Source organism: Flavobacterium sp. (assembly GCF_043760115.1).
GTDB lineage: Bacteria > Bacteroidota > Bacteroidia > Flavobacteriales > Flavobacteriaceae > Flavobacterium.
This window is the reverse complement of record NZ_JAYUPK010000065.1, coordinates 1-14,328: the sequence shown is the minus strand read 5'-3', so window position 1 is coordinate 14,328 and position 14,328 is coordinate 1. Positions and strand designations below refer to the sequence as shown.

At 26.8% G+C, this 14,328-nt stretch carries 17 protein-coding genes; all 17 read right to left on the bottom strand.

From position 1 onward, the window contains the following. Nucleotides 1-274: 274 nt before the first annotated feature. On the bottom strand, nt 275-2,761 hold the full coding sequence (locus ACH2BC_RS05395) for a PIG-L family deacetylase (RefSeq protein WP_395052963.1): 2,487 nt from the start codon (nt 2,759-2,761) through the stop codon (nt 275-277). Between the two features lie 139 nt (nt 2,762-2,900). Continuing rightward, nucleotides 2,901-3,332 (bottom strand): hypothetical protein, encoded by a 432-nt coding sequence (locus tag ACH2BC_RS05390; RefSeq protein ID WP_395052962.1) that lies wholly within the window; start codon nt 3,330-3,332, stop codon nt 2,901-2,903. A gap of 94 nt (nt 3,333-3,426) precedes the next feature. Then, nucleotides 3,427-3,744 carry a hypothetical protein gene (locus tag ACH2BC_RS05385; protein ID WP_395052961.1) on the bottom strand — a complete coding sequence of 106 codons (318 nt, stop codon included), beginning with the start codon at nt 3,742-3,744 and terminating at the stop codon, nt 3,427-3,429. Between the two features lie 101 nt (nt 3,745-3,845). Beyond that, nucleotides 3,846-4,283, bottom strand: a complete 438-nt coding sequence (locus ACH2BC_RS05380) for a hypothetical protein (protein ID WP_395052960.1) — start codon at nt 4,281-4,283, stop codon at nt 3,846-3,848. Between the two features lie 87 nt (nt 4,284-4,370). After that, entirely contained in the window at nt 4,371-6,218 is a 1,848-nt protein-coding gene (locus ACH2BC_RS05375; protein WP_395052959.1) for a hypothetical protein, read from the bottom strand. 11 nt (nt 6,219-6,229) lie between these two features. Next, nucleotides 6,230-6,475: a hypothetical protein gene (locus tag ACH2BC_RS05370; protein WP_395052958.1), complete on the bottom strand. Its 246-nt coding sequence runs from the start codon at nt 6,473-6,475 to the stop codon at nt 6,230-6,232. Between the two features lie 45 nt (nt 6,476-6,520). Further along, the gene (locus ACH2BC_RS05365) at nt 6,521-7,249 is read right to left on the bottom strand and encodes an MlaD family protein (protein WP_395052957.1); all 729 of its coding nucleotides are present in this window, start codon (nt 7,247-7,249) and stop codon (nt 6,521-6,523) included. A gap of 1 nt (nt 7,250) precedes the next feature. Beyond that, nucleotides 7,251-8,012: an ABC transporter ATP-binding protein gene (locus tag ACH2BC_RS05360; protein WP_395052956.1), complete on the bottom strand. Its 762-nt coding sequence runs from the start codon at nt 8,010-8,012 to the stop codon at nt 7,251-7,253. Continuing rightward, entirely contained in the window at nt 8,012-8,851 is an 840-nt protein-coding gene (locus tag ACH2BC_RS05355) for an MlaE family ABC transporter permease (protein ID WP_395052955.1), read from the bottom strand. The genes ACH2BC_RS05360 and ACH2BC_RS05355 overlap by 1 nt, the downstream gene beginning before the upstream one ends. 62 nt (nt 8,852-8,913) lie before the next feature. Next, nucleotides 8,914-9,300, bottom strand: a complete 387-nt coding sequence (locus ACH2BC_RS05350; RefSeq protein WP_395052954.1) for a hypothetical protein — start codon at nt 9,298-9,300, stop codon at nt 8,914-8,916. Beyond that, a complete protein-coding gene (locus tag ACH2BC_RS05345) occupies nt 9,287-9,646 on the bottom strand; it encodes a hypothetical protein (protein WP_395052953.1) in 360 nt (119 codons plus the stop codon). Before ACH2BC_RS05345 ends, ACH2BC_RS05350 begins: the two co-directional genes overlap by 14 nt. An 11-nt stretch (nt 9,647-9,657) precedes the next feature. After that, nucleotides 9,658-9,915: a YtxH domain-containing protein gene (locus ACH2BC_RS05340; RefSeq protein WP_395052952.1), complete on the bottom strand. Its 258-nt coding sequence runs from the start codon at nt 9,913-9,915 to the stop codon at nt 9,658-9,660. A gap of 69 nt (nt 9,916-9,984) precedes the next feature. Beyond that, nucleotides 9,985-10,635, bottom strand: coding sequence for a porin family protein (locus tag ACH2BC_RS05335; protein WP_395052951.1), 651 nt, complete (start codon nt 10,633-10,635; stop codon nt 9,985-9,987). A gap of 206 nt (nt 10,636-10,841) precedes the next feature. Continuing rightward, nucleotides 10,842-12,026: an AI-2E family transporter gene (locus ACH2BC_RS05330; RefSeq protein ID WP_395052950.1), complete on the bottom strand. Its 1,185-nt coding sequence runs from the start codon at nt 12,024-12,026 to the stop codon at nt 10,842-10,844. A gap of 90 nt (nt 12,027-12,116) precedes the next feature. Then, nucleotides 12,117-12,647, bottom strand: coding sequence for a mechanosensitive ion channel domain-containing protein (locus ACH2BC_RS05325; protein WP_395052949.1), 531 nt, complete (start codon nt 12,645-12,647; stop codon nt 12,117-12,119). 6 nt (nt 12,648-12,653) lie between these two features. Further along, nucleotides 12,654-13,226, bottom strand: a complete 573-nt coding sequence (locus tag ACH2BC_RS05320; protein WP_395052948.1) for a Maf-like protein — start codon at nt 13,224-13,226, stop codon at nt 12,654-12,656. Next, a complete protein-coding gene (locus ACH2BC_RS05315) occupies nt 13,219-14,145 on the bottom strand; it encodes a geranylgeranylglycerol-phosphate geranylgeranyltransferase (RefSeq protein ID WP_395052947.1) in 927 nt (308 codons plus the stop codon). Before ACH2BC_RS05315 ends, ACH2BC_RS05320 begins: the two co-directional genes overlap by 8 nt. Between the last annotated feature and the right edge of the window lie 183 nt (nt 14,146-14,328).

Sequence of the window (14,328 nt, the reverse complement as noted above, 5' to 3'; positions counted from 1 at the left end):
GTTCATTACCAAAAGCCAACTGTAACTATTTTTCATTTTTTTTTGTTTCTCTACACTCATTTTTTTATTTTTTTAGAAGCACAAAATCTTTATTTTAAACAACATTTGTCCTGCTTTCATCCCAAAACTTTTTATTATTATTTCGTTCCTCACAATAATAAAAAGGTTTTTCCTTTCAATCAGGGCTAAATTAGACTTTTATCTTTTTAACAAATTTTGCTACTTGTTTGTTTTTAATTTATACCTAACAAGTTAAAAAAAACCTTTTAGGATATTAATACGCAATCATATTTGCCAATAATCTAAAAGCTCCAGCAACACCTTCTGGAAGTTCTCTAAAAAAAGAAATTCCGGTATAAATGTATTTTCCTTTTCCGTAATTGGCTGCTAAAATTGCACCATCTTTAGGTTTTTCACCTTTATCATTTGCCGAAATTATTGGTGTAAAATTTTTGTCCCATTCGCTTGGATAATACAAACCTTGTTCTTGTTTCCAACTTTCAAAATCTTTTATAGTAATTTTGTTTGGCGAATTTAAAATAGGATGTTCTGGTGCTAAAAATCTAACTTCGGCATTTTCTTCTGTAACTCTATCTCTTGAAATTTTTAATGAATATGGCGCAAAATCTTTAGTAACTAAATCGTCCAATGTGTTGTATTGTACAATCATTGTTTTGCCATTTTTAACCAAATCAAGTAAGATATTTTGCTTTATTGCCAAAGTTGTAACCACATTGTAAGCACGAATTCCTGTAATAATTACATCAAAAGATTGTAATTTTTCGGTGGTAATTTCTTCTGGTTTTATAATTGTAACTTCATAACCCATTTGCTTTAAGCTTTTTGGAACTTCGTCGCCTGCGCCCATTATGTAAGCAATTTTTTCGTTATTGGTTTTTATATTTAATTTTATTGCTTTGGCTTCGGCAGGTTTTAAAACCATTTGTTTGTAAATATGCGAGTAATTGATGTCAATTTTTTCGTTATCATATTCTTTTCCATCTACGGTTACGATACTTTTTATAATTATTTCTGATGCTTCTTTTGAAGGAGAAACAGTAAAAATAGCTATTTGTTCTTCATCTTTATTTTTTAATTTAAAGTCAATAGAAGTAGGAGTAACCTTCCAACTTTGAGGTACATCTAATTTAATTGAACCATTACTATTTTCTTTTCCAGCTTTAATTTTAACACTAATAGTTTTTTCTTTACCGTTAGGGAAAATATATACTTTTTCTTGAAATGACGATGTTATAACTGGAACAATATCAAGTGGTTGATACACTTCTCCTTTTACATCGTCGTTGTATTTATAAATTATATTTTTTTCAAATGGAATTGTAACACCTTCAATTTCAATTAAAAAAGTTACTTTTGCCTCTCTAATAATATCTGATTTTCCAATATTTTTTTGGTCGTTTACTTTATACATTCCAACAGTTCCTATTTCTTTTAAATAATAAGGTTGAGTATATTCAAAATCATTAAGTATATTTAATTCTACACCTACAATTTTTGAAACATTATTAGGTAATTCTGTTTTTTTTAATATATTTTTATAAATAGAAAAAGATTCAATTCCATTCCAACTCATATTTATTGAACTTCTATTAATTACTTCTAAATTAACCATAAAAAGTTTATTTTTAGTAATTTCATTAGATTTAGTAGAAGCTTCAAGATACAATCCAGCGCAAGCAGAAATTATCTTTTTAATTTCTTCTAATTTTATAGTTTTCCAATGTACATCTTCTAATTTTTCAATTAAAATATATGCTTTTACTAACTCAGAAATACTTGCTGGCGGATTTTTAAAATCGAAATTCATTTGAACATTTGCTAAAATAGTTCCAATTTCTTTTCCGTTTTTTATTCTGTTCCAAGAAGTGTCAATTCCTTCAAAAATATTTGTTTTATCCGTTAAAGATTCGCCTTTTAAAAATTCTAAATATTCATCTTCTTCACCACGAGTTCCAGTACTACCAAAACCTTGCGATTGATGACGACTTCTACTTAATGCTGCAATTTCTTGATTGGATTTTCCAAATTGTTCATAGTAAATACCAATTTGTAACTTGCTAAAATTAGTTTTATCTGCAGCTTCAAATTTTTCTTTGCTACCATAAAACCACCACGAAGTATTAAAAAATAATCGTTTGGGTTGCCAAGTTGTAGTAAGTTGTAATTGTTCTGGAAAAAAAGACGCATCGTTAACTTTGTCGAAAGCTTCAATACTTAACATTGCAGATGCAGTATGATGTCCGTGAGTTGTACCTGGTGAACGATGGTCAAAACGATTAATTATAACATCGGGTTTAAAATTTCTGATAACCCAAATTACGTCGCTCATTACTTGATTTTCATCCCAAATTTGTAAAGTTTCATCAGGATTTTTAGAGAAACCAAAATCGTTTGCTCTGGTAAAAAATTGTTCTCCACCATCAATTTTTCTGGCTTCAATTAATTCTTGTGTTCTAATAACGCCAAGTAATTCTCTTAATTCTGGTCCAATTAAATTTTGTCCGCCATCGCCTCGAGTTAATGATAAATAACCAGTTCTAGCATTTTTTTCATTAGATAAATAAGATATTAATCTGGTGTTTTCGTCATCTGGATGTGCAGCAATATAAAGAACAGAACCTAGAAAATTAAGTTTTTCTAGTTGATGATAAATTTCTACAGCATTAGGTTTTGTAGGTTGTTGGGCATATATTATTTGAAAAATAAAAATAAAAATTATAGTAAATTTGAAATGCTTCATTTGAAAGTATTTTTGCAATAGTTTCAAAAGTACTAATTATATAACGTAGTATAAATATTTTGTTGAATTTTGGAATTACTTTAACAAAAAAAAAGAGTAAAAGCATTATACTTTTACTCTTTTTTAATATTGAAGTCGATTAATCTTTATGTTTTTTACCGTGACCTTTATTTTTCTTTCCTTTATGTTTTTCTACATAAATTACTTCATTAGGTTCTCTATAAACAGTTGTTACATATTTCACTTTATGTTTTTTATGATATACATAAGGAGATTTTCCTTTATAATCTGTTAAGTAAACAACTCTTCCAGAATTTAGATTATAGCTTCTATATCTTACAGGAAGTACGGTAGAACGAATCCATTTTCCATTGCTGATGTAAATAAAACGTTCTGATGGAACATCATAATAGGTGTCAATTTCTGGCAAATAATAGTATTGAACTTCAACTCTATCTGCTGGAGCCCAAACTGGTGGTGTTCCTAAATTAATATTTACATTTACTTGTGCTTGAATACTTGCTGTAGCAATAAAAAGCAATCCTAATACTACTAATTTTAGCTTTTTCATAATTTTAAATTTTAAATTAAACTTTATCATTAATGAATGAATAATTTCAAAAGTTGTGCCATAAAACTTTTATTGGCAATTATTTAACGTGATGTTAAAGTAATAAAATCAACAATAATATAATAATAATTACTGCTCCAACAGATAAATAAACTCCGTTACCAGTAGTTCTTAATGTTTTTTTGATACTTCTAACTTCTTTGCGTAATTCTTTTTTTTCTACAGATGATAAATTGGATTTATCTAATTTTTTTATTTCTTCCAATCTGTTTAGCATTGTTTTTACTTCTGCAGGAACTTCTTTTGGATTGCTAGAACTAGAAATTGGTTCTATAGTTTTTGCTGTAGCAAAATTTGGAATAATAGTCAATGATAAAAGAACTATCATTGAAAAAAGTGTGATTTTTTTCATTTTTATTTGTGTTAAGGGTTATAAAAAAATATTGAGTAAATGTAAATAGTATCTTGATAAATAATTTACACATTCACATTTAAAAGTTTCATAATTCTCACTTAATCCTCGTTGTAAACTATTTCAGGAATAATTTTGGCATCTTTGAGCTGTTTTGCTTTTAATTGAGCTAATTTTCCTTGTCTATCGTTTCTATAATAAGGATACAATTTTTTATGTTCTGCAATTTTTTCGTTAGGATTATCGCCTTTATAATCACTAATTTCTATTTTATAATTATTGTAAATTGAATATCCACCATAAGCATTTGGAAGTGATTTACTTCTTGTCCAAACACCTTTTAATTTATACACATAATCTGAAGTTTTATTATCATAATATGCCAATAAATTTGGATAAAAATAATAGCGAAAAATTAAGTTTGGTTCGCTAACTTGTTGTTGTTCTTTTACTTCTAAATTTGGTAAAGTATTTTGTGCTGAAACATTCATAGCAGTAAATGCAAGCAACGTTGTGAATAATGTAGCTATCTTTTTCATAATCTTTGAATTTATTATGTAAAGGTCTAGTTTTTAGATAAATATACGTTACATTATTGCATTTTAAGTTTATAGAATTCACATTGTTTATTGATAAGGAACAACAATTGGTTTAGAAAATTCAAAGTCTTGAAATCCAAAATCTTCTGTGTTAAAAGAATTGGTTTTAAAGACATTGGAACCATTACCTGGAATATTTGGATAGAACGAAAAAGAAATTTGAAAAGAATTAAAAACTAAATAATCATTACTTATTATTAAACCAACTCCAAGTTGAGTGTATAATTTACTTTTTTTAAAGCTATCACTACCATTGGCAAGCATTCCCATTGTATTACTAAGAAACGGATTTAATCTAAAACCCCATAAATTCCAAGGCGAATAACCTTGAGTTTGAAAAGTGAATAGTAATTTTTTAGTTCCTAAAAGTGATTGACTATCAAATCCTTGTATTCCATTATTATTATTTAATGAAACTCTATCAAAGGTGGATTCAATTCGTTTATTTCCAATAATCATTTCGGGTTTAAAAAATTGCCTAAATTTCCATTTTCCAGCAGTAATTAAGTTGGTAAAATATATTAGTTTTAATGAAAAGACATTTTGCTCAGAAACGGCATCTTTAAAGAATGTTCCATACTCTATGTTAGAACTTAAATAGCCAAATTTATAAAATCTACCAAAACTAAATCGTCCTCCAAAATAATACCTGTGAAAATTATTTTTTTGTTGGTAACCAGATGTAAATCCATAAACTATTCCAGTTGGAACATCTTCTATAACGCCATAATTATATATAAATTTTTCTTGTTTAAATTTTCTATTGGCAATTCCTATACCTAAAAGATAAAAACGTTCATTAGAAAAAACATCTTTAACATCATAAATTATTGAAGGTTTTTCTATATAATTTGTTCTAAAAAAACGAGTTGAAAGAATTAAATTGGTAGTTCTATCGTTTTCGGTATTGCCTTTAAAAATCCTAAAAGATCTACCTAGCCAAAAATCTTGACTGCTAAATTTTATACTTTCAATAGTTTGTATTCCTGTTAAAGTATCTATTGGAAATTCTCGTTTAAATTGCTGTGTAAAATTAATTCCTCCAGCCCAACGTGTAAATGATGAGAAAAATGGTCTGTCAAAAGCTAAAAATTTATTGTAATTTCTATCTAAATCTATTTCATAACTAAGTGTAGTTTTTATAAAAGTATTTTTAAAATTTGGAATAACATAGCTTGTACTAAAAGCATTATCGCTTGTTTTTAAACTCTGTTGAAATGAATTGTTAAATTCGTGTCCTGTTCCTAAAAAATTTCGTTCTCTAAGTTTAAAAGTAGATTTAGAAGTTGATGTTGTAAAATCTGGTATTAAGCTCCAAGAATCTAAAACTCGAATATAAATATCTACAGAATCTGAATTTTTGGATGTTAATGCTGTAGTTGTTGCAACTCTTCTAACAAATCGTTGACTTCTAATTAATCGTTCAGATTCTTTTATAAGTAATGAATCTAAAGGTTGATTTTTTTTATATAAAAGTATGTTTTTAATTGCCCAAAGACTGGTTTTATCGTGGATAATATTTCCAGCTTTTTTAGGAAATCCTTTTGGTTTTACTGTAGAATCTATTTCAGAATATCCAAACGGATCTAATGTTTCAATTTTAATTTTTCTTATTATTTTACCTTCAAATTTTATATAATTTGGAATAACTTCCTTGTCAAGTGACTTTTTACTTTGAACATTAGTAGTTGTTGGTTCAAATATTAACTTGTGTAAAAATTTGGTAAATTTTCTTTTTTTAGAATATTTTTCAATATCCTTATACATTTTAGTTGAATCTTTTACAATAGGTTTTTCTTGACAAAATGAAGTACTACAAAAGCAAATTACTATTATAAAGAATATATAGTTTACTTTTAATGTACTTATTTTCAAGATTTTTACAGTTAAAGATGATGATTATTACTACTTCTATTAGAATTTGCCAATTGATGTTCTGCAACGTATTTTCTAAATAAATTTAATAAAGAATCATAATACTTTTGCAAATTTATAAGATTTACTTTTGGATGATTGTCTATCGGAATAGTTACAGGCATTTCGTTTAAAAACTTAGATAATTCAGGATAATTTTCTTGAATTACCATAGTAATTTTCATAATTTTTGCGTTTAACTCGTCTTCAGTTTCCATAATTCAATTGCAATTTAAAATCTAATTTAATAACGTTTAAAATTACTATTTATTTTTTAATTTTTCGGCTGCTTTTTCGGCTTCTTTTTTCTTTTTTTCGGCAGCTCTTTTTTTCTTATTAAAATAACCTTTTAAAAGAAAATTACTTTTGGCTGCTTCCATATTTTCTTCAAGACCTTTTGAACTATTTTTTAAATTTACAAGAGTTTTGTCAAGATTATTAGCCATAGATTTATCTTGAATTAGTCTACCAAGAGTTCCTTCGCCACGATTAACTTTTTGTAAAATTTCTCCAATTTCGCTTGTAGCAACCGCTGCATTTCCTACTGTTGTTTCTAAACTTCTCATTATTGCATCAGTTTCAATTGGTTCTTGAGATGGTATAATTTGTCCATCTTTTGCGGTTTTAGATTTAGGATTTCCTTGAGAAATAACAATAAGTTTATCGCCAATTAAACCTTCAGATCCAATTCCTGCTTTAGAATCGGCACGAATAAATTTTTGAACATCTTTTTTTAATAACATATCAACTTTTACCATAGAATCGTTAATGATTTCGATATTATCAACTGTTCCAACATTTATTCCTGAAAATCTTATGGCACTTCCAACTTGTAAACCACTAACATTTTGAAACTTACTTGACAATTTGAAAACAGGATCAAATAAGTTTTTTTGTTTTCCGATAATAAAAATTGCTAACAGGAAAAGTGTAATACCTACTATAATGAATAAGCCCAATCTAACTTTAAATCCTTGATTTTTAGTTTCCATATTAATTTTGTTTTTTTGTTTTAAAAAATGAGCTTATATATTCATCTGTAGAATTTTCAAATTCTTTTAAATTTCCTTCTTTGTAAACACTGCCATCTTTTAACATTACAATTCTATCGGCAACAGTTCTAACACATTCCATATCGTGTGTAATAATTATTGATGCTGTTTTATATTTTTTTTGTATGTCGTTAATTAACTCACTAATTTCTAATGCTGTAACTGGATCTAAACCTGTAGTTGGTTCATCATAAAGCATTATTTCTGGATCGACAATTATTGTTCTTGCTAAACTTATTCTTTTTCTCATTCCTCCAGAAAGTTCAGATGGCATTTTGTATAAAACATCTTCAAGACCAACATTGGCCAATGCTTCATTGACTTTGGCATCAATTTCTGAATTTGATAATTCTTTTTTTATTCTTTTTAACGGAAACTCAAGATTCTCTTTTACAGTCATAGAATCATACAATGCGCCACTTTGAAATAGAAATCCAATTTTTTTTCTAATTTCGTCTAATTCATCACTTTTTATAGTATTAACCTCTTTTCCAAGTACGTTTATAGTTCCATTATCTGCTTTTAATAATTGAGAAATACATTTTATTAATACCGATTTTCCGGAGCCAGATTTTCCTAGAACAACTAAATTTTCTTGTTTGTTAAGTTGTAACGAAACATCATTTAAAACGCTTAAATTTCCGAAACTTTTTTTAAGATTTTTAATATCAATAATGCAGTTTGAAGTGGTAGTTTTTTCCATTATAAAAGTAAATCGGTTATTTGTACAGCAATTAAATCTACCAAAATTACAAAAAACGAAGCAGTTACAACCGCAGTATTAGCAGCAATACCTACACTTTCTGTTCCTCTTCCTGCATTAAAACCTTTGTAACAACCAACTAATCCAATTACTGCACCAAAGAAAAATGATTTAATAACTGCTGGAATTAAATCTATAAAATCTACTTTTCCAAAAGCTTGAGAAATGAATAAAACAAAATTTAAATCACCTTTAATATTGGCTCCAACCCAACTTCCTAAAATTCCGAAAGCATCGGCAAAAATACTTAATAACGGAATCATTAAAGTTGCAGCAAGAACTCTTGGAACGATTAAAAATTTTATGGGATTGGCAGATGAAACTTCTAAGGCATCAATTTGTTCTGTAACACGCATGGAACCAAGTTCTGCACCCATGCTAGAACCAATTTTTCCTGCACAAATTAACGCTGTAATTACTGGTCCCATTTCTCTAATTAAAGAAATAGCAACCATATTGGGTAACATATTTACTGCGCCAAATTTTACTAAAACTGGTCGAGATTGAATGGTTAAAACCAATCCAATAATTGTACCTGTAACTGATATAAGTGCGAACGATTTGTTTCCTATTTGAAAACATTGCTTTAAAAATTCTTTAAATTCGAATCCGCCAGAGAATGTATTTTTTATAACTTTAAGTAGAAATAAAAACACGTTGGCGATATCTGTTAAAAATTTTGAAAATTTAGAAGTTTCTTCAATTGATCTATCAGATATTTTAATAGATTTATTTATTGCAAATTCCTTAATTTTAGTAATTGGAATAATTTTTTTCATATGGGTTAATATTTATTCTAATTAGAAAATTAAAGTTGTAGCATAAAAAAATAGGTAATAAATTATTTAATTTTTAATTTTTGTAACATATCTTGAACAAACGAAATGCTTTTATCTTTTACGTCTGTTGGAGGATTGTCTACTAGTTTTTTAACTTGAGTTTGAAGTAAAGTAACAGCTATTTTTTTTATGGGATTTAAAGAAGATCCAATTAATAAATTTTTTGTAACCATGCCAGTTCCTAAATTAAAAAGAGTACTAAAAATTTTACCTTTAATTCCAGGTGAATTTACAGCGCTTGTAATTTTTTCTTTGATCACATTTATTGGATTTAAACTATCTACAGTAAAATCAAAATGTTGTTTTATTAAACCAAGTTCCGATTTTTTTTTGTTTTCGTAAAAAGCAATGGCTTCTGTTAGCGTTTTATTATCTTTAATTCGTTGCATTTTTCTTTTCTTTAAATATTTGATTGATTAAATAATTATTAAAGCCATCTTCAACTTTTTTTCTTATTAATAGAAAAATAATAAAAAGAAGTAAGTAAAATCCAGACATTGCAAAGAAGCCATAATAAATCTGACCTAATAATTCTCCAATATAGAAACAAAGACCTAACGTAATTAAAAGGAAAAATAAAGCAATTATAAGTACTAATACTATTCTTGTTGTAATTGAAGCGAATATGTCTGTAGATTTATCAATTGCTTTTAATCTATATAGTTCCATATTAGTTTTACCATATTGCTCTAATTTTTCAACTAGCATTTCTACTAAAATTACTTTATCTTTCATTTTATTATAATTTATTGTTTAGTATTTTCTACAAAACCTTTTCCTTCATCGTACATTTTTAAACCGTCATCTTTTGCTTTATCAAGTTTAGATGTTAAATTGTCGATTGCATCATTATATTTAGATTTTAAATCTTCTAATGAATCTTTTCCTCTATTAGCAATTTTTTTTCTGGTATCTGAACCTTTTTCTGGTGCAAATAAAATTCCTAAAACTGTACCTGCGGCTAAACCTGCAAGTAATCCTACGGCTACGTTACCTTTAGACATAATAATTGTTTTTAATTGTTTTATAATAAGTAGGGATTTAATAAAAATTAAATCCCTACAATTTTTTTGTTAGAATCTGTAACCTAGTGTTAACTGAATAACTTGATTTTTATATCTTGGTTCTGTGTTGTTTCCATCAGTATCATTTTTACTAATATCCCAACCAGCACGACCAGAAATTACAAAATCTTCTAAGTTAACATCAGCACCAACTACAAATCCGAAAATGTTCTTTTTGTAATTATCACTATTAACATCTGGTTGAGTTGTAGTATTACTAGAATTATTAAATTCATCTTTAGTATCCAATAAATAAGAATATTGAGGTCCAACTAAAAATGTTAATTGTTCTAATGGTTTAATTTGCAATTGTAAAGGAATATCAATAAATGATGATGTTCTTTTAAATTCATAATTTTGACCTAAAACTGAACCTGATTGTTTGAAACCTTTTTGAGAATACATAACCTCTGGTTGAAAACCAATAAATTGGCCTAATGGAATTGAGACAAATGCACCAGCTGCAAATCCTGTTTTACCGTCGGCAACAAAATCTTCACCTTCTTCATCATAAACATTGGCAAAATTTACACCAGCTTTTAAACCAAATTTTAGTTCTTGACGAGAATCTGATGATGGAATACTTGAATCTTGTGCAAAACCTAAAGTTCCTGCTAATAAGGTTAATGTTAATGCGATTGTTCTTGAAATAGTCTTCATAATTTTTCTTTTTTAATTTAATTTTTTTGTTTAAATATTATGGTACAAAGTTGCAATGAACATCAATATTGTGTGTTACATAACATTTTGATAATTTTATAATATTCACACTTTTAAATTTTAACAGCTAAAAAAAAGGTTATAGAATCTACTAAAATAGAATTTTCTATAACCTTAAAGCATTATAAACACTATGATTTTGCTGATTATTCTGATGTTTCTGATGTTGGAGCTTTTACAATTTCTATATTAATTTCGTTAGAATTTGGAGTTGTATCTGTAAAGTTTTCAAAATCGTATCTTGGAAATCTGATGTTGTGCCATTCGTAAGTTTTGGGTAAAGTATCGCCCATTAAATATCCCCAAGGTTCTAAAGTTTCAATTCTGTCAAAAATAACTTTTAGAATTGCAATGATTGGAATTGCCAAGAACATTCCAGAAATTCCTGCCATTGCGCCACCAATTATTATTCCTACTATAGAAACTAATGCATTAATTTTAACTTTAGAACTTACTATTAATGGTACTAATAAATTGTTATCTATTAATTGAACAATTAAATTTACAATAATTACACCTATTATTACAGATAAATCGGCACTTCCTGTTAAAGTTGCAACGATAGTTAAAATTCCGGCTACTAAAATTCCTATATATGGTATAATATTTAGCAATCCAGTAATTACTCCAAGTAAAATGGCATATTTAACTCCAATAATCATTAATCCTACAGAAGTTAAAACACTTATAAATATCATTTCTAAAATTAATCCAACAATGTAACTTTTTACAACAACTTTAATTTGTTCTAAAATATCAAATAATGTTGATTTATTGTCTTGGGAAACCAATTTTTCAAAGAATTTCACAAATAACGATTTGTATAAAAGTATTAGAAAAATATAAATTGGAATTAAAATAGCATTTAATAATGTATCAGAAAAAGAGAGTAGTGTAGTGCCAATTAATTCTTTACCTTTTTCTATAGAATCTACAGTTGCATCGTCTATATATTCTGCCTGTTCTTTTTTACTTAAATTAAAATTTTCTCTAACAAAGTTTTGAAAATGACTAAGATGCGTATTTAAATTTCTTTGAATTTTATCAAAATCATTTACCATATCAGATATTTGCATTGATATAATAGTAAAAATTCCGAGTATTAAAATTACAAAAAAGGTTACTGTTAATGCAATTGCAATTACATTGGGAAGTCTTAATTTTTTATTAAAAAAATCTACAATTGGTCTTAAAATTATTGCAATAAAAAACGCTAAAAGTATAGGTACAATTATACCTTGACCAATATAAAAAAGATATCCAGATAGAAGTAATGCCAATAAAACAAAAGCAAACTTAGCATAAAAAGGAAGTTTAATGGTTTCAATCATAGCGATTTAGTTTATTTTAATTAAAAAACAAAACTATTTATGATTGCTACTTTATTAATTACATAATTTATTATAAAACTTACATAATTATTAATCTGTAAATTCTTGATTTTCAAAAGTTGTAGTAATAATTCCGATACCTTTTTGAAGTAAAAGATTGTTAGGATAAGTTACTTTTTCACCATCAGAAGTTTTTAGATTTACATGGAATGCGCTAATGTCTTCAATTTCTCCTTGAACAGGAAAATCTTTATCATAAATTTTAATTGTATCTCCAATTCTAAAAGGAAAAAAGAAAAACAAAATAACACCAGAAGTAACATTGCTTAAAATTGACCATTGAGCAAAAAGTGCTACGCCAACTACTGTAGTTATTGATGAAATGGTTAAAAATATATCATCTTTTTTTACACCCCAAATTACAATTAATGCAATTGTTGCAATAATATTTATTAGTAAGTTGATGTATTTTATAACTAAATTGGTTCTGTGTTCTAATAAGTGACTTGTTCTAGCAAAACTTTTTATTAATCTAAAAACTATAAATCGTAAAATAATTATTAAGACAATAACAATTCCTGTTGCAAAAATTTCTTGTGTAAAATCTTTAAAAAAATTCATAATATTTTATTTAAAATTCATTAAATAGTGATACACTTTTTCTGTTGGTAAACCTACAACATTGGTATATGAACCTTCAATTTTAGAAATTCCTGTTAGTCCAATCCATTCTTGAATTCCGTATGCGCCAGCTTTATCAAATGGTTTGTAATTATCTAAATAATAACGAATTGCATCATCTGATAAGTAATTAAAAGTAACTTTAGTAACTTCATAAATAGTATCAGTTTTCTCTAAAGTTTTAAAACAAACTGATGTAATTACCTCGTGTGTTTCATTAGATAATGATTGTAAAATACTAAAAGCATCATCATAGTTTTTAGGTTTGCCCAATGCTTTTTCGTTTAACCAAACAATAGTATCACTTGTAATTAAAAGTTCATTTTTATTTAATTCTCCTTCAAATGCTTTTGCTTTTAATTGAGCTAGAAAATTAGTAATTTCTTCTGCTTTTAAATGATTTGGATAAATTTCTTCGATGTCTTTTAAGCGAATTTCGAATTCTAAATCTAAATCTTTAAAAAATTGCTGACGTCTTGGTGAGCCTGATGCCAAAATGATTTTATAGTTACTAAACATTGAATTTTATATTTAAGGTAATCACAACAATTGATAAAATACCGAAGAAAATAATCCATTTTAGTAGTTTGCTACTTGCTGTAAAATCTTGTTTTTCTTTGGCATTCCAAATTTTAATTAAGCAAAAAATCATTGGAGCAATTACAAAGATAATAAGATAAAAAATTCCGAAATATAAATTATTACTAAACAAATAATTATAGATATAATAAAACAAATATAAAGTTGGTAAAAGTAATAATGCAAATGCAATTTTAGAGGTTTTCTCAATTCCAAAAACAATTGGTAAGGTTCTCATTACATGTAAATTATCTCCTTTTATGTCTTCAATGTCTTTGATTATTTCCCTAACTAAATTTAGTATAAAAGCAAATTTAGCATAATCTAAAAGTATAGAAAATGCAATTGTCATTTGTGGTTTATTTACCTCAAATGTATTTGGAAAAATATCAAAAATTCCAATAATTATTACACTAAAACCTAACAAAGTTGCAATAGTTACGTTTCCTAAAATTGCAATTTGTTTTAATTGACTAGCATAAAAGTAAAGTAGTGTAGCAATTAAAACAAAAATTATGGCAAAGTTAGGATGCGAAATAGAGTTAGCCAACAAAAAACCAAGAGCAACTCCAGTGATTGTTAATCCAGCATAGATTTTGTATGCCAAATCTTCTGAAATAAATTTACCAATTATTACTTTATTGGGTTTGTTTATTTGATCTGTTTCAATATCAAAAATATCATTAATTACATAACCGCCAGCAGCAATAAATAGTGTAGAAAATACTAATAACGCATATTGCCAATAGAACAATGATAACGGAATATTGATGAGTTCTAGATATCCAAATCTAAATATTAATTGCATTAATGCTAGTAGAAGTAGGTTTTGGAAACGTATAAGTTTTAGGAAAATCATAATTTTTAAGTTGGAAGTTGGAAGTTAGAAGTAAATCCATCTAAATTTTCAAATTCATTTTATTATTTAAGGGTTTTATTATTTGCTGAATTCAAGTTACAAATGCAACTTTTTGGTTAAACATATAATTTGGTGATTCAAAATTAAATCTTTTTCTTGGTCTATTGTTAATTTTTTCTTGTA